Source organism: Microbacterium sp. LMI1x-1-1.1, assembly GCF_040676205.1.
Lineage (GTDB): Bacteria > Actinomycetota > Actinomycetes > Actinomycetales > Microbacteriaceae > Microbacterium > Microbacterium aquilitoris.
Genome location: NZ_JBEGHM010000001.1, coordinates 196,330 through 215,214, shown reverse-complemented (window position 1 = coordinate 215,214; position 18,885 = coordinate 196,330). Strand labels below are relative to the sequence as shown.

The 18,885-nt window shown below is 70.9% G+C and carries 20 protein-coding genes; 10 read left to right on the top strand and 10 right to left on the bottom strand.

Features of this window, described 5'->3' with window-relative positions:
* Positions 1-48: 48 nt before the first annotated feature.
* Both MRBLMI1x_RS01020 and MRBLMI1x_RS01015 read right to left on the bottom strand, forming a co-directional pair.
* The gene (locus tag MRBLMI1x_RS01020; RefSeq protein WP_363455070.1) at positions 49-1,533 is read right to left on the bottom strand and encodes a peptide MFS transporter; all 1,485 of its coding nucleotides are present in this window, start codon (positions 1,531-1,533) and stop codon (positions 49-51) included.
* Between the two features lie 66 nt (positions 1,534-1,599).
* On the bottom strand, positions 1,600-3,318 hold the full coding sequence (locus MRBLMI1x_RS01015) for a long-chain-fatty-acid--CoA ligase (protein ID WP_363455067.1): 1,719 nt from the start codon (positions 3,316-3,318) through the stop codon (positions 1,600-1,602).
* A gap of 108 nt (positions 3,319-3,426) precedes the next feature.
* Between MRBLMI1x_RS01015 and MRBLMI1x_RS01010 the strand changes: the two genes are divergently transcribed.
* Positions 3,427-4,320 (top strand): WcbI family polysaccharide biosynthesis putative acetyltransferase, encoded by an 894-nt coding sequence (locus MRBLMI1x_RS01010; RefSeq protein ID WP_363455064.1) that lies wholly within the window; start codon positions 3,427-3,429, stop codon positions 4,318-4,320.
* Positions 4,321-4,338: 18 nt separating this feature from the next.
* Entirely contained in the window at positions 4,339-5,034 is a 696-nt protein-coding gene (locus MRBLMI1x_RS01005; RefSeq protein WP_020098567.1) for a GNAT family N-acetyltransferase, read from the top strand.
* A gap of 9 nt (positions 5,035-5,043) precedes the next feature.
* Here the strand turns inward: MRBLMI1x_RS01005 and MRBLMI1x_RS01000 are convergent, their stop codons facing one another.
* Positions 5,044-6,225, bottom strand: coding sequence for a cobalamin-independent methionine synthase II family protein (locus MRBLMI1x_RS01000; protein ID WP_311868064.1), 1,182 nt, complete (start codon positions 6,223-6,225; stop codon positions 5,044-5,046).
* 65 nt (positions 6,226-6,290) lie between these two features.
* Here MRBLMI1x_RS01000 and menC point away from each other — a divergent pair, with 65 nt between their 5' ends.
* A complete protein-coding gene (gene menC, locus MRBLMI1x_RS00995) occupies positions 6,291-7,424 on the top strand; it encodes an o-succinylbenzoate synthase (RefSeq protein ID WP_363455060.1) in 1,134 nt (377 codons plus the stop codon).
* A gap of 3 nt (positions 7,425-7,427) precedes the next feature.
* Here the strand turns inward: menC and MRBLMI1x_RS00990 are convergent, their stop codons facing one another.
* Positions 7,428-8,036 (bottom strand): TetR family transcriptional regulator, encoded by a 609-nt coding sequence (locus MRBLMI1x_RS00990; RefSeq protein WP_020098570.1) that lies wholly within the window; start codon positions 8,034-8,036, stop codon positions 7,428-7,430.
* Between the two features lie 68 nt (positions 8,037-8,104).
* On the opposite strand from MRBLMI1x_RS00990, the gene MRBLMI1x_RS00985 reads away from it, so the two are divergent.
* Positions 8,105-8,863 carry an SDR family NAD(P)-dependent oxidoreductase gene (locus MRBLMI1x_RS00985; protein ID WP_018187477.1) on the top strand — a complete coding sequence of 253 codons (759 nt, stop codon included), beginning with the start codon at positions 8,105-8,107 and terminating at the stop codon, positions 8,861-8,863.
* Between the two features lie 18 nt (positions 8,864-8,881).
* On the opposite strand, the gene MRBLMI1x_RS00980 is transcribed toward MRBLMI1x_RS00985, so the two are convergent.
* The 5 genes from MRBLMI1x_RS00980 to MRBLMI1x_RS00960 all read right to left on the bottom strand — a co-directional run bounded on the left by MRBLMI1x_RS00980 (position 8,882) and on the right by MRBLMI1x_RS00960 (position 13,573).
* Complete coding sequence (locus tag MRBLMI1x_RS00980) at positions 8,882-9,151, bottom strand: hypothetical protein (RefSeq protein WP_116227553.1); 270 nt, start codon at positions 9,149-9,151, stop codon at positions 8,882-8,884.
* A 115-nt stretch (positions 9,152-9,266) separates the two neighbouring features.
* A complete protein-coding gene (locus MRBLMI1x_RS00975) occupies positions 9,267-10,667 on the bottom strand; it encodes an MFS transporter (protein WP_363455055.1) in 1,401 nt (466 codons plus the stop codon).
* A gap of 91 nt (positions 10,668-10,758) precedes the next feature.
* Entirely contained in the window at positions 10,759-11,559 is an 801-nt protein-coding gene (locus MRBLMI1x_RS00970; RefSeq protein ID WP_363455052.1) for an SDR family oxidoreductase, read from the bottom strand.
* Between the two features lie 83 nt (positions 11,560-11,642).
* Positions 11,643-12,134: a hypothetical protein gene (locus MRBLMI1x_RS00965; RefSeq protein WP_116227550.1), complete on the bottom strand. Its 492-nt coding sequence runs from the start codon at positions 12,132-12,134 to the stop codon at positions 11,643-11,645.
* Positions 12,131-13,573 carry a flotillin family protein gene (locus MRBLMI1x_RS00960; RefSeq protein ID WP_363455048.1) on the bottom strand — a complete coding sequence of 481 codons (1,443 nt, stop codon included), beginning with the start codon at positions 13,571-13,573 and terminating at the stop codon, positions 12,131-12,133. Before MRBLMI1x_RS00960 ends, MRBLMI1x_RS00965 begins: the two co-directional genes overlap by 4 nt.
* A gap of 117 nt (positions 13,574-13,690) precedes the next feature.
* Between MRBLMI1x_RS00960 and MRBLMI1x_RS00955 the strand changes: the two genes are divergently transcribed.
* Together MRBLMI1x_RS00955 and MRBLMI1x_RS00950 are read left to right on the top strand one after the other, a co-directional pair.
* On the top strand, positions 13,691-14,080 hold the full coding sequence (locus MRBLMI1x_RS00955) for a DUF4870 domain-containing protein (RefSeq protein WP_020098573.1): 390 nt from the start codon (positions 13,691-13,693) through the stop codon (positions 14,078-14,080).
* A 103-nt stretch (positions 14,081-14,183) separates the two neighbouring features.
* Positions 14,184-15,572, top strand: a complete 1,389-nt coding sequence (locus MRBLMI1x_RS00950) for a glycine--tRNA ligase (protein ID WP_018187470.1) — start codon at positions 14,184-14,186, stop codon at positions 15,570-15,572.
* 36 nt (positions 15,573-15,608) lie between these two features.
* Here the strand turns inward: MRBLMI1x_RS00950 and MRBLMI1x_RS00945 are convergent, their stop codons facing one another.
* The gene (locus tag MRBLMI1x_RS00945) at positions 15,609-16,184 is read right to left on the bottom strand and encodes an HhH-GPD-type base excision DNA repair protein (protein WP_336124875.1); all 576 of its coding nucleotides are present in this window, start codon (positions 16,182-16,184) and stop codon (positions 15,609-15,611) included.
* A 50-nt stretch (positions 16,185-16,234) separates the two neighbouring features.
* Between MRBLMI1x_RS00945 and MRBLMI1x_RS00940 the strand changes: the two genes are divergently transcribed.
* From MRBLMI1x_RS00940 to MRBLMI1x_RS00925, 4 genes are all read left to right on the top strand, one after another.
* Entirely contained in the window at positions 16,235-17,656 is a 1,422-nt protein-coding gene (locus tag MRBLMI1x_RS00940; protein ID WP_363455043.1) for a protoporphyrinogen/coproporphyrinogen oxidase, read from the top strand.
* Positions 17,657-17,744: 88 nt separating this feature from the next.
* Positions 17,745-18,158, top strand: coding sequence for a hypothetical protein (locus tag MRBLMI1x_RS00935; RefSeq protein WP_020098576.1), 414 nt, complete (start codon positions 17,745-17,747; stop codon positions 18,156-18,158).
* Entirely contained in the window at positions 18,155-18,565 is a 411-nt protein-coding gene (locus MRBLMI1x_RS00930; RefSeq protein WP_018187466.1) for a phage holin family protein, read from the top strand. Before MRBLMI1x_RS00935 ends, MRBLMI1x_RS00930 begins: the two co-directional genes overlap by 4 nt.
* Complete coding sequence (locus tag MRBLMI1x_RS00925) at positions 18,555-18,821, top strand: hypothetical protein (RefSeq protein ID WP_363455039.1); 267 nt, start codon at positions 18,555-18,557, stop codon at positions 18,819-18,821. The genes MRBLMI1x_RS00930 and MRBLMI1x_RS00925 overlap by 11 nt, the downstream gene beginning before the upstream one ends.
* Positions 18,822-18,885: the final 64 nt, after the last annotated feature.

Genomic DNA, 18,885 nt, shown 5'->3' with positions numbered 1-18,885 from the left:
TCTGCCCTGTGCGATGACGGATGCCGACCGCGTGACGCGCGGCATCCGTCAGCGCACGCCCTTCATGAGCGACAGCACCGGCTTCACGCAGACCAGCAGCAGCACGCCCATCGCGATCGAGATGAGGCCGAGGGTCGAGAAGTAGGGCACTTCGTTCTCGGGGTCGTACAGCGTCGCGAGCTGGCCGGCGATGGCGGTGCCGAGCGACACCGACAGGAAGAACAGCGCGACCATCTGCGTCTGGAACCGCTCCGGCGCGAGCTTGGTCGCCGCCGACAGTCCCACGGGCGAGAGCATCAGCTCGGCGACCGTGAAGACGAGCAGGATGCCGACGATCGCCAGCAGCGGCGTCGAGTTCGCCCCGCCGCCTGCGAAGGGCAGGAACAGCAGGAACGCGACGCCCATGACGCCGACGCCGAACGCGAACTTCACCGGCGTCGACGGCTGGCGTGAGCCGAGCTTCGACCACACCGCCGTGAAGACGCCCGCCAGCAGGATGATGAACACCGGGTTGATGGACTGCACCCACGGGATCGGCATCTCCCAGCCGAACAGGTTGCGGTCGAGGCGCTCGGCCGAGTACAGCGTCACGACCGTGAACTGCTGCTGGTAGAGCGACCAGAACACGACAGACGTGAGGAACAGCGGCAGGAAGCCCCACACGCGGCTGCGTTCCTGCGAGGTGATCTGACGGCTGAGCAGGATGACGGCGAAGTACGCGACGGCCGCGAGGATCACCGCACCGATCACGATCAGCGCCAGGTTGTCGGCGCGGATGACGCCGGTCAGGACCAGGACGACGATGACCACCACGGCGGCGACGCCGATCCCGGCGAACAGCGGGTAGCGTCCGCGCGGCAGCGGGTTGGGCACCACGCGCGCCTCGGCGGGCAGGCTCCGGCGGCCGAACGAGTACTGGGCGAGGCCCAGTGCCATGCCGAGTGCGGCGAGCCCGAAGCCCCAGTGGAACCCGAGGGTCGACTGCAGCAGTCCGGTCAGCAGGGGGCCGGCGAAGGCGCCGAGGTTGATGCCGAGGTAGAACAGCGAGAAACCGGCATCCCGTCGGGAATCGTCGGCGGCGTACAACGTGCCCACGACGCTCGTGGCGGTCGCCTTGAGCCCGCCCGACCCGAATGCGACGAGGATGAGGCCGACGGTCACACCCGCGAAGCCGGGAAGCAGAGCGAGGGCGATGTGCCCCGCCATGATGACGATCGCGCTGAGGAAGAGCACGCGTTCGGCGCCGAGGATGCGGTCGGCGACCCACGCCCCGAGGACGGTCGACAGGTAGACCGCGCCGCCGTAGGCGCCGACGATGCTCGCCGCGACCGTCTTGTCGACGCCGAGACCGCCGTCGGTGACCGAGAAGTACAGGTACAGCAGCAGGATGCCCTGCATGCCGTAGAAGCTGAAGCGCTCCCACATCTCGACGCCGAACACGTGCGCGAGCACGAACGGCTGACCGAAGAATCGGGTGTCGCGCGCTGCGGTGTCGTCGGAGGACGGGAGGTCGACGGGAGGTACGTTCCGCATTCGTCCCAGGTTAGGCACCGGTCCTGGACGAGGCACCCAGGTTGTGCGACACCCCGCGCGGGTGTATCAGTCCTCGCCGACGGCGGCGCGGGTGGCGTGACGATCGGCGAGCAGCGTGTCGCGGACCCGACGGCGGAGCACCTTGCCGATGAGGGACTTCGGCAGCTCCTCCCAGACGACGTAGGTCGTGGGCCGTTTGTACTCCGCGAGGCGCTCGCGGGCGAGCTCGCGCGCGGCGGCCTCGTCGAACGTCGCGCCGTCCTCCAGGACGACGACGGCGGTGACGACCTCGGCTCCGCCGCCGCGGGGGATGCCGACGACCGCGGTCTCGGCGACGCCCGGCGAGGCTGTCACGACCTGCTCGACCTCCGAGGGGGCGACGTTGAAACCGCCCGTGATGATGAGCTCCTTCTTGCGGTCGACGACCGTGACGAAGCCGTCCTCGTCCTGTTGCACGAGGTCGCCGGTACGCACCCAGCCGCCCTCGAGGAGGGTCGCGGCGGTCTCCTCGGGACGGTTCCAGTACCCCGCGAACACCTGCGGTCCGTGGATGAGCAGCTCGCCGGTCTCGCCCTGCGCGACCTCGCGGGTCGGCTCCTCGGGATCGACGACCTTGATGTCGGTCGAGGGGAACGGGATGCCGATGGCCCCGATGCGGCGCGACTCGTCGAACGGGTTGGCCAGGGCGATGGGGCTCGTCTCGGTGAGGCCGTACCCCTCGTTGAGCATGCTGCCCGCGAGCTTCTCCCAGCGTGAGACGACCGTCGGGGTCAGGGTCATCGCTCCCGAGATGGAGTACACGACGCGGCTGAGGTCGAGGGCGCCGTCGCGGGCGACCCGGGCCAGCCGGTCGAACATCGGCGGGACGGCGGGGATGAACGTCGGCGGGAAGGTCTTCGCGGCATCCACCACCAGTTCGGGGTCGAAGGTGGGGAAGAGCACGGCGCGCGACCCGGTCTCGACCGAGTAGATGACCGACAGCAGCAGACCGAAGGAGTGGAACATCGGCAGCAGGCCGTAGATGCTGCCCTCGCCGTGGCGGAAGTCGGGCATCCACGCGGCGCCCATGCGCGCGTTCGCCCACAGGTTGCCGTGGGTGATCATGGCGCCCTTCGGGTCGCCCGTCGTGCCCGAGGTGTACTGCAGGCAGGCGAGGTCGTCGCGCCCGGGCCGCGGGTGCCCCGGGGCGATCGGTGCGGAGTTCTCGAGCCGTGTGAACGGGATCGTGCCGGGCGCGGCGGCCGTGAGCTTGCCGCGCGACTCCCGGGCCTTCGCGACGGGCAGGCGCAGCAGCATCCGCATCTTCAGCGGCATCGCGGTGGTCACGTCGACCGAGACGACGTCGCGGATGCCGAGCTCGGCCGGCAGCGACTGCACGAGCGGTGCCACCTTGTCCCACGCGATCACCGTGCGGGCGCCGTGGTCGCGGAACTGCACCTCGAGCTCGTCCCGCGTGTAGAGCGGGTTGTGCTCGACGACGACCGCGCCGAGTCGCAGCACCGCGTAGAACGCGACGACGTGCTGCGGGGCGTTCGGCATGATCAGGGCGACGCGGTCGCCCGCGCCGATGCCGAGCTTCCGCAGCCCCTCGGCGACGCGCGCGACCCGCGAGCCGAGCTCGTCGTAGGTCACCGCCCTGCCGAAGAACGCGATCGCGTCGCGCTCGCCGTACCGGCCGACGCGCTCGTCGAGCAGGTCGATGAGCGACCCCGTCACGGGTTCGATGTCGACCGGCGTGCCGGCGGCGTAGAAGCGGTTCCAGGCGCGGGTCTCGTTCAGCTGCACGGCGACGATCCTAGGTCGCGCAGGTGCCCAGCGCGTTCCCCCTTGCTCGGTGCGTGCCCGCGCGCAAGCGGGTGGCCGGAGTGTCGGGGCGCCTGCGACGCTCGAGGCATGACCGACGATGCGCTCACCGCCCGCCGCGCCCACTACGCCGGGTTCTTCGGCGACCTTCCCCGCACGGACTACGGCGTCGTCGTCGGCAACTGCCAGGCCGAGTCGGTGCGCATCGTGCTGGACTCCGACGACCTGACGCTCCTGCGCGTCCCGCCGGTCTACGAGATGGATGCCGCCGAGGCCGCACGCCTGCACGAGGTGCTCGCGGGCGCCTCGGTGCTCATCGCGCAACCCGTGAAGGACGATTACCACGACCTCCCGCTGGGGACGCGGCAGCTCGCGGCATCCCTCCCCGCGTCGGGTCGGGCCGTCACCTTCCCGGTCGTCCGCTTCTCGGGCCTCTACCCGTTCCAGGCGGTCCTGCACGTGCCGGGGACGGAGGAGGATCCGCCGATCGTCGCGTACCACGACGTCCGCACCCTCGCCGAGGCGGGCGGCATCCCCGTCCGCGATGCGCTGGGCGCTGGCGCCGTCCGTGCCGAGGCGGCCGACTCGATCGCGGAGCTCGAGCGGCGTGAGCAGCAGCTCGACGTCGGGGTCTCGGACCTGTTCGCGGCGCCGGGCTTCGACCTCGTCCGCACCGTGAACCATCCGGGCAACCCCGTGATCCTCGCGATCGGCGACCGCGTGCTGCGGGCCCTCGGGCGACAGGGCGCGGCGATCGATCCGGGCCGGCCGCTGCTGGACGCCGTCCACGCGCCGCGCGAGGACTGGGTCATCGACGCGTGGGGACTCGACGCCGTGCCTGAGCCGGTGTGGCGGGTCAACGGCGATCTCGTCGATCCCGCCGAGATCCGCGAAGCGCACCTCGAGTGGTACCGCCGGAACCCCGACTTCGTCCGCGGCGCCCTCGAGCGACTCCGCCCGACGCTCGAGCGCTGGCGGCGCTGACCGGCGTAGCGTGGCGGGATGGCTGACGCGCTCGACATCCGCGAACTGCACACGATCGACGAGATGGTCGCCGCGAGCGGCGTCTTCGAGGCGGTCTGGGGTTCTCCGGACGGCGGGATGCCGCCGAACCTGCTGCGGGCTCTGCAGCACGCCGGCAACTACGTCGTCGGCGTGTTCGACGGCGAGCGTATGGTCGCGGCATCCGCTGCCTTCTTCGGGCCGCCGTCCTCGCGCAGCATGCATTCGCACGTGACGGGCGTCCTGCCCGAGGCGCAGGCGCGGGGCATCGGCCGCGCGCTCAAGGCGCATCAGCGCGAGTGGGCGTTCGCGCGCGAGGTCGGCACCATCACGTGGACGTTCGATCCGCTCATCGCCCGGAACGCCCACTTCAACCTCGAGGTCCTGGGCGGGCGGGTCACCGATTACCTCGTCGACCACTACGGCGACATGGGCGACGCGATCAACAGCGGCGACGAGAGCGATCGGCTGCACGTGGCGTGGCACCTGGCGTCGCCTGTCCCGACGCCCGAGGCATCTGATGTGATCGCGACGGTCGCGATCCCGAGCGACATCGAGGCGCTCCGCCGGGAAGATGCGGATGCCGCGGCCCGCCTCCGCCGCGAGGTCCGCGACGCGTTCCGCACGCAGCTCGACGCCGGCCTGGTCGTCGGCGGCTTCCGCACCGGCGAGGGGTACCTGTTCGTCCGGAGCTGAGGCGCGGCGTCAGCCCGCCCGTCGGGCCCCTTCTCCGAGCGACTCGAGCTTCGCCCAGGCGATGTCGGGGTGGATGCGCCCGCCGAGGCCGCAGTCGGTCGACGCGATGACGCGGTCGGCGCCGACGATGTCGGTGTAGCGGCGGATGCGCTGCGCGACGAGGTCGGGGTGCTCGACGACGTTCGTCGCGTGGCTGACGACGCCCGGGACGAGGACGAGGTCCTCGGGGATCCGTGCGTCGGCCCAGACGGCGAACTCGTGCTCGTGGCGGACGTTTCCCGCCTCGAACGAGATCGACCCGACGTTCGCCTCGAGGACGACGTCGAGGATGTCCTTCAATTCGACGTCGGTCGTGTGCGGACCGTGCCACGAGCCCCAACACAGGTGCAGGCGCACCTGCTCCTTCGGAAGGCCCTCGATGGCGCGGTTGATCGCCTCGATCCGGATGCGGGTGAACGCCCGGTAGTCCGCGGCCGAGGGCTCGGGGTCGATCTGGTCGAAGTTCTCGGCCAGCGACGGGTCGTCGAGCTGCAGGATGAGGCCCGCGTCGGTGATGGCCCGGTACTCCTCACGGAGGGCATCGGCCCACGCGTCGATGTGCTCCTGCTCGGACGCGTAGTAGTCGTTGTGCACGCGTGCGGCGGACCCGGGCGCGATCGCCGTGAGGAAGCCCTGCTCGCCGTCGTGGAGCGCTGCCGTGAGGTTGCGGATGTCCGCCGCCACCGCGTCGTGGCCGCGGTACGAGAGCGGACCCGTCGTGGTCGGGAAGGCCGAGGCGATGCGCCCGGTCTCGACGGCCTCGGTATAGACCGCGGGGAACCGCTGCCGGTCACGACGACCCAGGAAGCTCGTGAGGCGGACGTTCCCCGGGCTCGACAGCACGGGCGGCTCAGTGAAGGCGTTCACCTCGGTGAGCGACAGCCCCGCGACGCGCTGGAAGGAATATCCCCACCACGCGCCGTAGTCGACCGGGTTCGTCATGGCCTTCCCGAACTCGCCGTCGCCGACGAGGGTGATGCCCGCGGCGCGCTGGCGTTCGACGACGTCGGCCACGGCACGCGCCGTCAGCTCCTCGGCCTCGGCGCTCGGCAGCAGGGTGAAGCCGTCGTCGGCGAACGCGCGCGCGGCGTTCGCCTCGATCAGCGCGGTCGAGCGGGGAAGGCTTCCGGAGGTGGTCGTCTCGAGGGGCATGGGCCGAGTCTAGGAATCGACGGATGCCGCTGCACCCGTCGTGCAACGGCCCGTAACCTGACCCCATGCCGCTCGCTCAGCACGCCGCATCCGTCCGCCTCGACGAGATCGAGCTCCGGGTGCTCCGCATCCCGCTCGTCGCTCCGTTCACGACGTCGTTCGGCACCATGACCGACCGCGAGGTCATCGTCGTCCGCGCGAGGACCGATGCGGGCGAGGGGTGGGGCGAGGTCGTCACGCAGAGCGCACCGGTGTACTCCAGCGAGTACACGCAGGGTGCGTGGGACGTCACGACGCGCTGGCTCGGTCCGGCGCTCCTGCAGCGCGGGACCCTCGCGCCCGAGGACGTCGTCGGCGTCCTCGACCCGTTCGTCGGCCACCGGATGGCGAAGGCGGGGCTCGAGCTCGCCCTGCTCGACGCCGCCCTCCGCGGCGAGGGGCGCTCGTTCGCGTCGTACCTGGGCGGGACGGCGGCGACCATCCCGTCGGGGGTGAGCGTCGGCATCCAATCCGATCCGGCGGCCCTCGTCGAGACCGTCCGCGGGTACCTCGACGAGGGGTACGTCCGGATCAAGATCAAGATCAAGCCCGGCCGCGACATCGCCGAGACGGATGCCGTGCGCACCGCGTTCCCCGACATCCCGCTGCAGGTGGACGCGAACTCCGCTTACACGCTCGCCGACGCCGACACGCTGGCGCAGCTCGACCGGTTCGGCCTGCTGCTCATCGAGCAGCCGCTGCAGGAGGACGACCTCGTCGACCACGCCGCCCTCGCGCAGCAGCTGAAGACGCCCGTCTGCCTCGACGAGTCGATCACCTCCGTCAAGGCCGCGCGCGACGCGCTGGCCCTCGGCGCGACGACGGTCATCAACGTCAAGGCGGGTCGCGTCGGCGGCTACCTCGAGGGGCTCCGCATCGCCGACCTCTGCGCGTCGGCCGGGATCCCGGTCTGGTGCGGCGGCATGCTCGAGACCGGGATCGGCCGCGCCGCGAACGCCGCGCTCGCCGCGCACCCCGCGTTCACGCTGCCGGGCGACGTCTCGGCATCCGCTCGGTTCTACGACCGTGACATCGTGGCGGAGCCCGTCGTCCTCGAGGACGGACACGTGCGGGTGCCGACGGGGCCGGGCCTCGGCGTCGAGGTCGACCTCGACGCGGTCGAGGCGTTCACCGTCGCGCGCGCGACGCTCCGCGCCTGACGGTCAGGCGGGCGTCGCCCCCGCATCGTCGAAGGCGATCAGCGAGAACGCGCGCCGTACGACGTCGGCGGGTGGTTCGTCGCCGCCGTGGAACGCCCACCAGACGAGGGCCGCGTTCGACGCGCCGCTGAGCGCCTGCGCGCGGACGACCGTCGTCAGGTCGTCGGCCGACGAGCCGTCGCGCTCGGCGATGAATTCCACGACCGCGTCGGCCAGCGCTCCGATCCTCGCGGAACCCATGGCCCAGAGGGTCGGGTTGTCGCGGATGACGTGGAGTCGATGACGGGTGACCTCGATCATCTCGTCGGGGATGGTCGCAGCGGCGGCGAAGGCTCTCCGGATCGCCTCCCAGGTGTCATCCTCTGCCGCGCTGCTCGCGAGGCAGGCGTGGAAGCGATCGACCGCCTCGTCGAGACCGCCCCAGACCAGCGAGGCCTTGCTGGGGAACAGCCGGAACAGTGACCGGCGGCTCACATCGGCTGCAGCCGCGACATCGTCCATCGACACGACATCGAACCCGCGCTCGTCGAAGAGTCGGAGCGCGAGGAGGGAGACGCGGTCGGGGTCGATGGTGCGGGGCCGGCCCGAGGGGCGTTCGCTGGGGGAGTTCATAGACACCTTTCGGCACTGAGTGCTAAAACTGTACCGGCGCACCGAGCGCCACTCTCGAAGGAGGAGACATGACCGAAGCGACCACCGGCCGATTCGCAGGCAAGACCATCATCGTCACGGGCGCGGGTTCGGGCATCGGACGCGCCACCGCGGTCCGGATCGCGCGCGAGGGCGGACGCGTGATCGCGACCGACGTCGTCGCCGAGCGCCTCGACGACGTGCGTGCGGAACTGTCGGACCTTCCCGTCGAGACGGTCGTCGGCGACGTGTCCCGCGCCGAGACGATCGACCTCATCATGCGCGCCGCCGCGGACCGCGTCGACGGGCTCGCCAACGTCGCCGGCATCATGGATGCCTTCCTCCCGCCGAGCGAGATCGACGACGCCACCTGGGAACGAGTGCTGAGCGTCAACCTCACCGGCCCGATGCGGCTGACGCGAGCCGTACTGCCGCTCATGATCGCCGCGGGATCCGGCGCGATCGTCAACGTCGCATCCGAGGCGGCCCTGCGCGGATCCACGTCCGGCGCCGCCTACACCTCGTCCAAGCATGCGATCGCCGGGTACACGAAGAGCGTCGCGTTCTTCCACGGACCGCAGGGGATCCGCGCGAACGCCGTCGCTCCGGGAGCCGTGGCGACGAACATCGAGGCCCCGATGCGCAGTGAATACGCGGCATCGCGAGTCGGTCCGATCTTGCAGGCGATCGTCCCTCCCGTGGCCCAGCCCGAGCAGCTCGCCGCAGCCATCACGTGGCTGCTCAGCGACGACTCGGCCAACGTGAACGGCGTCCTCCTGCCGAGCGACGGCGGGTGGTCGGCGATCTGAGCCGGCGGTCAGGGGGCGTCACCAGACGATGCCGCCGCCCACCGAGATGCCGCCCCACGTGAGCAGCACGAAGATCGCGGCGAAGACGACCGGGGCGATGCCCTTGCCCCTGCGGGCGAGGCCCTTGAACAGGGCGATCACGACGAGGATCGCGGCGACGATCGACAGCCCGCCGCCGACGAAGAAACCGATGAACAGCGGGATCGGCATGAGGATGAGGCCGAGCAGGCCGACCCAGAAGGCGGCCCAGGCGGTCGGGTTCGAGCGGCGTTCGGTGGCGTAGGACATCACCCCATCCTGGTGTCCTGCGCCCGATCCCGCGACGGGGCTGTCGTGGATCCCGAGACCTGATAGAGGGTGAGCGAGCGGTCGAACGGCCCCCGCTGCGCGCCGAGCGGCTGCGTCAGCGGGGCATCGAGGGACGCGCCTCGTGCGGGTCGCGGCGCTGCGGGATGAACAGGGCGACGCCGAGGGCGATGACGGCGGCGCCGAGACCGAGGGCGAAGGAGAGGTGGAACGCCTCGGGCGCCGGGACGGGTGTGCCGCCGAGGTCGACCGTCAGGGCGGCGAGCACCGCGCCGACGACGGCCGCGGCGATCGAGGTGCCGAGCGAGCGGAACAGCGCGTTGAGGCCGTTCGAGGCGCCCGTCTCGTGCTGGGGTACCGAGCGCATGATCAGCATCGGCATGCCGGCGTAGCCGAAGCCGATGCCCACGCCGATGAGCAGGTTCGCGACCAGCAGGTGCCAGACCTCCGACGCCCACAGCAGCGAGTAGCCGTACGCGAGGATCAACGCGCTCGCACCCATGATGAGCAGCAGGCGCGGGCCGATCGTGCGGGCGAGGCGTCCCGAGAAGGGCGAGAGCACCATCATCACGAGACCGGCGGGCATGACGATGAAGCTCGCCTGGACGAGGGTGAGTCCGAATCCGCCGACGGATGCCGGTAGCTCCAGCATCTGCGGGTACGACACGTTCGAGGCGAACAGCGAGAAGCCCATCGCGACCGATGCGAGGTTGGTGAGGAGCACGGCCGGACGCGCCGCGACCCGCAGGTCGAGGAGGGGCTCACGGATGCGGAGTTCGAACCAGCCCCACACGAGCAGCACGGCGAGGCCGCCGAGCCCCAGGGCGAGCGTCGCCGGCGACGTCCACCCCCACTCGTTGCCGCGCGAGACGGCGAGCAGGGCGCCCGTCAGACCGATCGCGAGGCCGATGGCCCCGGCGAAGTCGAACCTGCCCGCGGTCCGCAGGACGCTCGCCGGCACGACGAGGGAGACGAGGACGAAGACGACCACGCCGAGTCCGGCAGCCATCCAGAAGAGCACGTGCCAGTCGCTCGTCTCGGTGATGATCGCGCTGACCGGCATGCCGACGGCGCCGCCGACCCCGAGGGTCGCGGACATCAGGGCGATGGCGGCATCCACCCGGTCCTCGTGCAGCACGTCGCGCATGATCGAGATGCCGAGCGGGACGACGCCGGTGACGGCGCCCTGCAGTGCACGTCCGACGATGATGCCGCCGATGCCGGGGGAGAGGGCGGCGATGACCGACCCGACGATGAGGAGCCCCAGCAGGATGAGGACGATGCGGCGCTTGCCGTACATGTCGCCCAGTCGCCCCGCGATCGGCGTCGAGACCGCCGCCGCGAGCAGGGTCGCCGTCACGACCCACGCGGTGTCCTCGCGCGAGGCGTTCAGGAGCTCGGGGAGCTTCGCCTGGATCGGCACGACCAGGGTGAACATGAACGACGACGCGAGTCCCGCGATCGCCAGAACGGCGACGATGGCGCCCTGTCGTGGCATGCGGGTGAGTCTGCGTCTGTCGTCCGAGGGCATCCCTCCAGGTTAAGCCCGGCCGACGACGTCGGAGCCTGCCGGGCTCATCCCCGGCGGATCATCCCGCCGAACGCCAGTCGTCCGACTCCATGTGCGAGCCCGCCTGCGGGCCCATCTGCAGCATCCCGCCGTCGACGACCCAGGTCGCGCCCGTCACATACGACGACGCCGGTGAGGCGAGGAAGGCGATCACGTCGGCGATCTCCTCCGGCTTGCCGGGACGGGGGATCGGGATGCCGGGGCGATGCGTGTTCTCGGCGTCCTCGGCATCCATGTCGTTGATGGGCGTCGCGATCTCGCCCGGGGCGACGGAGTTGACCGTGATGCCCTTCGGGCCGAGCTCCTGGGCCATCGTCTTCACGAGCCCTTCGAGGCCGTGCTTCGATGCGACGTAGGCGGCCGAGCCGACGCGCGGCTGCGAGCCGTGGACGCTCGTGACGGCGATGATGCGCCCCTCCTGGCCGGCATCGGCCATCAGCTTCGCGGCCGTGTGCATGCCGACGAAGGCGCCGTCGAGGTTCAGCCCGACGACGGTGCGCCACCCGTCGATGTCCATGTCGAGGAACGGTCCGCCGGTGCCGCCGCCGGCGTTGTTGACGAAGACGTCGAGACCACCCAGCTGCTCGGCGAGGTGGCGCACCGTGCCGGGGACCGACTCGAGGTCGGTCGCATCGAACTGCGCGACGACGGCGTTGCGGCCGCGGCGGCGAACCTGCTCGGCCGTCTCGTTCGCGCCGTCCTCATCGGAGTGCCACGTCACCCCCACGTCCATCCCGGCGTCGGCGAGGGCGAGGGCGGTCGCGCGCCCGATCCCGGAGTCGGAGGCGGTCACGATGGCGCGGCGGGGCGAGAAGGTCATGGTCCGACGCTACGAACCGACGCGACCGCGGCACACCCGCTTGACAGCACTGCGGCCCCGGACGTACCGGAGCCGCAGTGCTGTCAGTGCGAGGTGGTCGAGCGCAGGTGGGTGATGTCGGCGTCGGACAGGAGTGCCCGCGGCATGACCGCGACCGGTCCGAGCGGCGAACCGACCTTCAGCAGGAGCGCGTCGCCGGCGGCATCCACTCGGCGGAAGGCCGTGTAGCGGATGTCACTCGTACCGAGTGCCGAGGTCGCCCGCATGCCCTCGGCGGTGAGCGTCGCCGTCGCGACGAAGCCCACCGGGTAGGCGCGCAGGATCGAGGATCGGACGGCGATCCACGACGCGATCACCGCTCCGCACAGGATGACCACCATGGCGATGCCCACCCACGCAGCGCCCTCACTCCCCGTGGCGGTGAGGAACACACTCAGGATCACGATCAGGGCCGTGGCGGTCATCAGCACGATCCAGGACGGCCGCGTCAGCTGCCAGCGGAGGAAGCCGCGCGCGAGGCGGGAGGCCAGCTGCTCGTCGACGACGAGCGACCGGCCTCCCTCGGGCGTGCTCACACCGCGTCCGGCGAGGGGGTGTCGACGGGCGCTGCCGGCTCAGCGGCGGGCTCCGCCGCCCGGCGACGCAGCGGCGCGGCGTCCTGCGCCGCCTGCTCGTTCTGCAAGCCCTGGGCGATCCCGCGACCCGTGGCCTGGCCCTGGATGATGCCGCGCAGGTCGATGCCCGTCGCCGCCTGGACGGCGTCGAACGTCGCGCGCATGCTCGAGGCGCTCTCGCCGGCGATGTGGCTCGATGCCCCCTCGCCGCCGAGCACCGTGATCGAGCCGACCTTGTCGAAGCCGCGTGCGAACTCGGTCATGAGCGGCACGAGCGACTCGATGGCGCGCTGCGCGAGCAGGGCCTGCTGGTTCTCGGCGAGGGCGTGTGCCTCTGCCGTGAGGGCCGCAGCGCGTGCTTCACCCTCCAGCCGCACGGCGGCGGCGTCGGCCTCGGCGCGCAGGCGCGTGGCCTCGGCTTCCTGGGCGGCGATCTGCGCACGGGCCTCAGCGGCCTTGACCTGCGTGTAGGCGTCGGCGTCGGCGGAGCGCTCGCGCTCGTAGAGCGAGGCGTCGGCGACCTTCTTGACGTCGGCGTCGAGCTGCGCCTGACGGTTCTCGGCCTGCTGCAGGAGGACGGCCTGCTCGCGCTCGGCACGGGCGAGGGCCTCGGCCTGCTCCGCCTCGGCGCGGGCACGACCGACCTCGGCCGCGGCTGCGGCGGAGTTCTTGTCGTACGCGGTCTGCTCGATGAGGTTCGCCTCGTCGGTCGCGATCTGGCGCGCCTTGACCTCGCGGGCGGCGTTGATGCGCGCGACCTCGGCCTCGCGGCGGACGCGCTCGACCTCGGTCGCGCCGAGGGCGTCGATGTAGCCGTTCTTGTCGGTGACGCCCTGGATCTGGAACGAGTCGAGGATGAGGCCCTGCGACAGCAGGTCGCTCTTGATGCCGTCGGCGATCTGGTCCGACAGCTTCTGCCGGTCGTTCATGAGCTGCTCGACGGTCAGGGTCGCCACGACTCCGCGGAGCGCACCCTCGAGCTGCTCGGTCGTGAACTGCTCGATCGCACCGTCCTGCGAGAGGAAGCGCTCGGCCGCACGACGGACGAGTTCGGGGTCCGAGCCGATCTTGACGAGGGCGACACCGCTGACGTTGACCGTGACACCGGTGGATGACTGGGCCGTCGGCTCCATCTTGATCTGACGCGCGCGCAGCGAGATCATCTCGGCCCGCTGCGTCAGTGGGTTGACGAGCGCGCCGCCGCCGGTGATGACCGAGATGCGCGATGAATCCCCCGACGCGTTCTTCTGGTTGCGTCCGACGATGACGAGCGCCTGGTCGGCCTTGGCGACCTTGTACCACGCCCGCAGCACCACCATGAAGATGATGATGAAGACGATGACGGCGACGACGGCGATGGCGCCGATGACGAAAGCCCCGCCTGTGACGAGTGCGTCCATGTGTGATTTCCCCCGAGTCTCGATGTCTCTGCGCGGCACGGTGCACGTGCCCACTACGAACGTATCGGTTACTCCAGCCGCGTGACGAGGGTGCGGCTCCCGCCCTACGCTGGCCTCATGACCACCCCTCCTCCTCCGCAGCCGCCCCAGCCCCCGTTCGGGGCGTACACGCCTGTGCCGCCGATGCGTCCCGAGGACGAGAAGTTGTGGGCGACCCTCACGCATCTCAGCGGCATCTTCACGGGATGGGTCGGGCCACTCGTCGCCTACCTCGTGCTGCGCGACCGCGGTCCGTTCGTGCGCGCGCACACGGCCGCCGCGCTGAACTTCCAGCTCACGATGCTCATCGCCAGCATCGTCGGTGCCATCCTCATCCTCATTGGCATCGGTCTGCTGATCCTGCTGGTCGTCTACGTGCTGCTGATCGTGATCGCGATCATCGGCGCAGTGAAGGCGAACCAGGGGCAGTGGTACAACCCGCTGGTGACGATCCGTTTCGTCTCCTGAGCCGCGTCGCCCCGGCGAAGAGGCCCGGATAGACTGACGGATGCCGCGTTCTGTGGCATCCGCGCTGTCGCGCACCCTCTTCACAACGACCATTGGAGCCACCGTGGCCGAGCAGTCCCGTCTCGACAAAGTCATCGCCCTCGCCCGCCACCGCGGGTTCGTCTTCCAGGCGGGCGAGATCTACGGCGGGTCGCGGTCGGCGTGGGACTACGGCCCCCTCGGGACCGAGCTCAAGGAGAACATCCGCCGCCAGTGGTGGCAGACGTTCGTCCGCGGACGCGGCGACATGGTCGGCCTGGACTCGTCGATCATCCTCCCCAAGCGCGTGTGGGAGGCATCGGGGCACGTCGCGACCTTCACCGACCCGCTCGTCGAGTGCCTGCAGTGCCACAAGCGTTTCCGCGAGGACACGCTGATCGAGGACTTCGAAGCCCGCAAGGGCCGCAAGGCCGAGAACGGTCTCGGCGATGTGCCCTGCCCGAACTGCGGCACCAAGGGTCAGTACACCGAGCCGAAGTCGTTCTCGGGTCTCGTGAAGACCTACCTCGGCGTCGTCGACGACGAGAGCGGGCTCTACTTCCTGCGCCCCGAGACCGCTCAGGGCATCTTCGTGAACTTCTCGAACGTGCTGACCGCGTCGCGCAAGAAGCCGCCGTTCGGCATCGGCCAGGTCGGCAAGGCCTTCCGCAACGAGATCACGCCGGGAAACTTCATCTTCCGCACGCGCGAGTTCGAGCAGATGGAGATCGAGTTCTTCACGCCGCCCGCCGAAGCCGGTGAGTGGTTCGACCACTGGGTCGAGGCGTGCTGGAACTGGTTCCTCGACCTCGGCATCGATCCCGAGAACATGCGGCAGTTCGACGTGCCCGAAGAGGACCGCGCCCACTACTCGACCGCGACGATCGACGTCGAGTACCGGTTCGGCTTCGCGGGCAAGGAGTGGGGCGAGCTCATGGGCGTCGCCAACCGCACCGACTATGACCTTTCGAGTCACATCGAGGCGTCCGGGCAGAAGCTCGCGTACTTCGACCAGGCATCCGGCGAGACCTACGTCCCTTACGTCATCGAGCCGTCCTTCGGTCTCACCCGCGCCATGATGGCGTTCCTCGTGGACTCCTACCGCGAGGAGGAGGTGCCGAACGCGAAGGGCGGCACCGACACCCGCACGGTCCTGGGCCTCGACCCGCGCCTGGCGCCGGTAAAGGTCGCCGTCCTGCCGCTGAGCCGCAACGAGCGCCTGTCGCCCCTCGCCCGCAAGGTCGCCGACGATCTGCGCGCCAACGGCTGGAACGTGGACTTCGACGACGCGGGTGCGATCGGACGCCGGTACCGGCGCCAGGACGAGATCGGTACACCGTTCTGCGTCACGGTCGACTTCGATTCGCTCGACGACGACGCCGTGACGATCCGCGATCGCGACTCGATGGCGCAGGAGCGCGTTTCGCTCTCCGAGCTGCACACCTACCTCGCCCCGCGCCTGCGCGGCGCCTGACCCCGCGACGCCTCGTGCGCGCTGCGGCGCGAGGCGTCAGCCCTTGGCGGCCTTGGCTTCCGCCTTCGCGGCGCGCTTGTGCTCCCGCACCTTCGTGAGCGATTCCGGCGAGACGATGTCGGCGACCGAGCGGAACGAGCCCTCCTCGCCGTAGGCGCCGGCGGCCTCGCGCCACCCGTCGCCCGCGTAGCCGTACTGCTTGCCGAGCAGGGCGAGGAAGATGCGCGCCTTCTGGTCGCCGAACCCCGGAAGGGCCTTCAGCCGCTTCAGCACCGTCCGCCCGTCGGGCTCGCCCTGCCTCCACAGCGCCGCGGCGTCGCCGCCCCACTCGTCGACCAGCGTCTGGCAGAGCGCCTGCACGCGAGCGGCCATCGAACCGGGGAAGCGGTGGACGGCCGGGGTCTGGCTGAAGGCGGCCGCGAACTCCTCGGGATCGGCCGCGGCGATCTGCGCGGCATCCAGCCCACCTGTGCGGTCGCGGATCTTCAGCGGGCCGGCGAACGCGGTCTCCATCGCGATCTGCTGGTCGAGCAGCATCCCGATCAGGAGGGCGAGCGGTTCGTCGGTGAGGAGTGCGTCGGCGGCACCGTCGCCGGTGATGTGCAGGGCCATGCCTCCATGTTCCCACCGTAGGCAAGGTGCGGGTGGGGGAGGATGGGAGGATGACCGCCGACGCCGCCACCGACCTCATCTCGCAGGCCCGACGGGCGCGGGTCGCCGTCGTCGGGGGCGGGATCGCCGGGCTCGTCGCGGCACTCCACTGCGCGAAGGTCGGGATCGGTGTGACGCTGTTCGAGGCGGGCGATCGCCTCGGTGGGATCGTGGCCTCCGCCGAGCTCGACGGCAGGGTCACGGATGTCGCCGCCGACGGCTTCCGCGTCGCCCGTGGCGCCCTGGCCGAGCTCATCGACGAACTGGGCCTGCGCGACGCCGTGGTCCCGGCGCAGGATGCCGACACCTGGGTCGCCGGTCCGCACGGCGTCGCGCCGCTGCCGGCGGCGTCGATCCTCGGCATCCCGGCCAACCCGTTCGACCCCCGCGCGCGCCGGATCATCGGTGCACGCGGCGCGTGGCGGGCGTACGTCGACCGCCTGCGCCCGCCGCTGACGATCGGTGCCGAGCGGAACCTCGGCACCCTCGTGCGCCAGCGCGTGGGGGAGCGGATCCTCGACCGCATGGTCGCTCCCCTGACCTACGGCATCCATGGCGTGCCGCCCGAGCAGGTGGACGTCGATCGCGCTGCTCGCGGTCTGAACTCCGCGCTCACCCGCACCGGTTCGCTCTCGGGCGCGGTCGCGCAGCAGCTGGCCGGGAAGGATGACGCCGCCCCTTCTCGCGCGAGCATCGCGGGTGGGATGTCGGTGTTCGTCGATGCTCTCGCGGAGCGCCTGACGGACCTCGACGTCGAGGTCCGCGCGGTGGCGGAGGTCACCGCGATCGAGCGTGCGGGTGCCGGGTGGTCGCTGTCGTGGGCGGCGGCGGACGGCGAGAGCGGCGTCCACGAGGTCGATGCGATCATCGTCGCGACACCCGAGCGCACCGCTCGACGGCTGCTCGCCCCGCACCTGGACGGCCTCGACGGCCCGACCCTTTCTCCGGAAGACGTCGACGTCGTGACGCTCGTCCTCGACGCCCCGGGCCTCGACGCGCGTCCGCGGGGACACGCGGTCTACGCCGTCCCGGGCGAGGCGGCGGCGCTCGCGGTCGTCCACGCGACGGCGACGTGGCCGCATGAACACGGCGAACCGCACATCGTCCGTGTGACCCTGCCCGCCGGCGAAGGGACGGATGCCGAGGCGATCGCCGCAGCCACGGCGGCGGCCGCCGAGCTCCTCGGCGCCGACGTGGGCACCGTCCGCGCCGCGTACCGGGCGCGCTGGCCGCGTGCGCTGCCGTCGTCGGCCCTGTCGCCCGCGCGGGACGAGCTGCGCCGTGCGGCCCGCACGAACGAGCGCCTCGGCGTCGTGGGTGCCTGGATCGACGGCACCGGGCTCGCCCGGGTCGCCACCGATGCCGAGACCGAAGCGGAACGCATCCGATCGGGCCTCCTATGGCACTCCGACGGTGAGGGTGCAACGACCTGAGCCGCCTGTCAAGGGTGGATACCGCGAACGGCATGCGCCGATACGCTGGGTGCTCGGCACCACATCGCTTCGAACGTGAGGAATCGCCATGAAGGGCAAGATCGGAATCGTCGTCGGACTCACCGCCGGCTACGTCCTCGGGGCCCGCGCGGGCCGCCAGCGCTACGAGCAGATCAAGGACGCCTACCTGCGGGTGTACAACACGCCCGCCGTGCAGAAGCAGGTGGACAAGGTCGCCGAGTTCGGCAAGTCCGCCGCGTTCGCCCTGCCGAGCGTTCTCTGGAACGGTGCCGTCAAGGTCACCCGCGCCGCGACCACCTCGGGCACCCCGGGCCAGAAGCTCGACGCCGCGCTCGACGCATCCGAGGATGCGGCCGACGACGTGAAGGATGCCGCCAAGACCACCGCTGACGCCGTGTCCGGCTCCGCGAAGAAGCCGGCGAGCCGGGCCTCGTCCGGTTCGACGGGCGGCTCGCGCAAGAAGCCCTCGTCCGCGTCATGAGCACCCCCCGCGGATTCCGGGACCGCCGCGACGAGAGTCTCCTCGGTCTCGTCGGAGAGCTGCCCGAGCTCGTCAAGAACCTGATCGTCGCCGAGATCACCGCGGCGAAGACGTGGGCGGCGCGGACCGGGAAGGATGCCGGCATCGTCGGCCTCTGGTTCGTCCTCGCCCTCTTCTTCCTGTTCTGGACGCTGCCGGCCATCGGCGCGTTCACCGTCATCGGGCTGTCGTCGTGGATGGCGCCCTGGCTGGCGGCTCTCATCCTCGTCGTGCTCGGATTGCTGCTGGTGGTCATCACCGCGTTCCTCGGGTACCTGAGGGTCCGGCGTATGAAGAATCGTGAGAATCCCGCGAAGGCACTGTCCACCGACGCCCGAATCGTGAAGGAAGTGGCCGATGAGTTCTGACCTCCCCCGCACCGCCGTCCCGCTCGGGATCACCGACCCGGTCGAGCGTGCGCGCGCTGAGCTGAAGGCGGCCCTCGCGGCCATCGAAGAGAAGGCGAACGTCCCCAAGCGGGCGGCTCGCGCCACGCGGCGTGCGCAGGTCTCGGCGCGTGGCTTCGCGGACCGCAACCCGTCCGGTGCCGCAGTCGCCGTGGTCGGCACTGCGCTGGCCGTCGGCGTGGTCGTCTGGGGCGTCGTCCGCCTGTACACGCGCTGACGCCTCCCCGCGTCGTCGCTCCCGACGCCGGGGGTATGCTCGGAACAGGCAGCGGCGACGGCGC

Excerpts from the sequence above, each read along its gene's own strand:
- MRBLMI1x_RS00925 (WP_363455039.1), top strand. The coding sequence starts at position 18,555 with ATGAGTTCTGACCTCCCCCGCACCGCCGTCCCGCTCGGGATCACCGAC.
- MRBLMI1x_RS00960 (WP_363455048.1), bottom strand. The coding sequence starts at position 13,573 with ATGGACGCACTCGTCACAGGCGGGGCTTTCGTCATCGGCGCCATCGCC.
- MRBLMI1x_RS00985 (WP_018187477.1), top strand. The coding sequence starts at position 8,105 with ATGACCGAAGCGACCACCGGCCGATTCGCAGGCAAGACCATCATCGTC.
- MRBLMI1x_RS00945 (WP_336124875.1), bottom strand. The coding sequence starts at position 16,184 with ATGGCCCTGCACATCACCGGCGACGGTGCCGCCGACGCACTCCTCACC.
- MRBLMI1x_RS00940 (WP_363455043.1), top strand. The coding sequence starts at position 16,235 with ATGACCGCCGACGCCGCCACCGACCTCATCTCGCAGGCCCGACGGGCG.
- MRBLMI1x_RS00930 (WP_018187466.1), top strand. The coding sequence starts at position 18,155 with ATGAGCACCCCCCGCGGATTCCGGGACCGCCGCGACGAGAGTCTCCTC.
- MRBLMI1x_RS00955 (WP_020098573.1), top strand. The coding sequence starts at position 13,691 with ATGACCACCCCTCCTCCTCCGCAGCCGCCCCAGCCCCCGTTCGGGGCG.
- menC (WP_363455060.1), top strand. The coding sequence starts at position 6,291 with ATGCCGCTCGCTCAGCACGCCGCATCCGTCCGCCTCGACGAGATCGAG.
- MRBLMI1x_RS00980 (WP_116227553.1), bottom strand. The coding sequence starts at position 9,151 with ATGTCCTACGCCACCGAACGCCGCTCGAACCCGACCGCCTGGGCCGCC.
- MRBLMI1x_RS01010 (WP_363455064.1), top strand. The coding sequence starts at position 3,427 with ATGACCGACGATGCGCTCACCGCCCGCCGCGCCCACTACGCCGGGTTC.
- MRBLMI1x_RS00975 (WP_363455055.1), bottom strand. The coding sequence starts at position 10,667 with ATGCCACGACAGGGCGCCATCGTCGCCGTTCTGGCGATCGCGGGACTC.
- MRBLMI1x_RS01005 (WP_020098567.1), top strand. The coding sequence starts at position 4,339 with ATGGCTGACGCGCTCGACATCCGCGAACTGCACACGATCGACGAGATG.
- MRBLMI1x_RS00990 (WP_020098570.1), bottom strand. The coding sequence starts at position 8,036 with ATGAACTCCCCCAGCGAACGCCCCTCGGGCCGGCCCCGCACCATCGAC.
- MRBLMI1x_RS01020 (WP_363455070.1), bottom strand. The coding sequence starts at position 1,533 with ATGCGGAACGTACCTCCCGTCGACCTCCCGTCCTCCGACGACACCGCA.
- MRBLMI1x_RS00970 (WP_363455052.1), bottom strand. The coding sequence starts at position 11,559 with ATGACCTTCTCGCCCCGCCGCGCCATCGTGACCGCCTCCGACTCCGGG.
- MRBLMI1x_RS00935 (WP_020098576.1), top strand. The coding sequence starts at position 17,745 with ATGAAGGGCAAGATCGGAATCGTCGTCGGACTCACCGCCGGCTACGTC.
- MRBLMI1x_RS01000 (WP_311868064.1), bottom strand. The coding sequence starts at position 6,225 with ATGCCCCTCGAGACGACCACCTCCGGAAGCCTTCCCCGCTCGACCGCG.